Annotated in this window: 1 protein-coding gene; it reads left to right on the top strand. The window is 47.1% G+C overall.

Annotated features, from left to right (window positions below; translation table 11 throughout):
• Window positions 1-953: ATPase, T2SS/T4P/T4SS family (locus A3763_RS02880; RefSeq protein WP_197482714.1), on the top strand; the 953-nt coding region annotated here is incomplete at both ends.

The following is a 953-nucleotide window of genomic DNA, read 5'->3' as shown; positions in this document are numbered from 1 at the left end:
GCAGGATACAACGATGGGCGATCTGGACGATGCAGACCTTGACGACATCGATGTTGATCAGAGCGATGACTCAGACAATGAAGTGTCGGCTAGTGATGCGGATGATGCGCCGATTGTTAAATACGTCAACAAGATGCTACTCGACGCAATCAAAACTGGCGCATCAGATTTACACTTCGAACCTTATGAAAAAAGCTACCGCGTTCGCTACCGTACAGACGGTATATTACACGAAGTTTCAAAGCCCTCCATTAAACTGGCCCCCAAGATATCAGCCCGTTTAAAGGTTATGTCCCAGCTGGATATTTCTGAGCGGCGAATTCCTCAAGATGGACGTATTAAGCTAAAGCTATCAAAAACCAAAGCGATTGATTTCCGGGTGAATACCCTACCTACGTTGTGGGGCGAAAAAATTGTATTGCGTATTCTTGACCCGAGCAGCGCGAAAATGGGGATTGACGCATTGGGTTACGAAGACGTCCAGAAAGAGCTCTATATGGATGCGCTTCACCAGCCGCAAGGGCTTATCCTAGTAACCGGCCCTACGGGGAGTGGTAAAACAGTATCACTCTATACCGGTTTGAATATACTAAATACTGACGAACGAAATATCTCTACCGCAGAAGACCCGGTTGAGATTAACCTGGAAGGCATCAACCAGGTTAACGTTAACCCTAAAGTCGGGCTTGGCTTCCCTGAAGCACTTAGGTCTTTCTTACGTCAAGATCCTGACATCATCATGGTTGGTGAGATTCGAGACCTGGAAACTGCGTCTATCGCAATCAAAGCTGCACAGACAGGTCATATGGTTATGTCGACCCTACATACCAATAGCGCACCAGAAACTCTAACTCGTATGATCAATATGGGCGTTCCGGCATTCAACATCGCCACATCTGTCAGTCTTATCATCGCACAACGACTGGCAAGACGCTTATGCAGCGCCTGTAAAG

It is taken from the genome of Oleiphilus sp. HI0128, from assembly GCF_001635365.1.
This window is presented reverse-complemented; position numbering and strand designations above follow the sequence as displayed.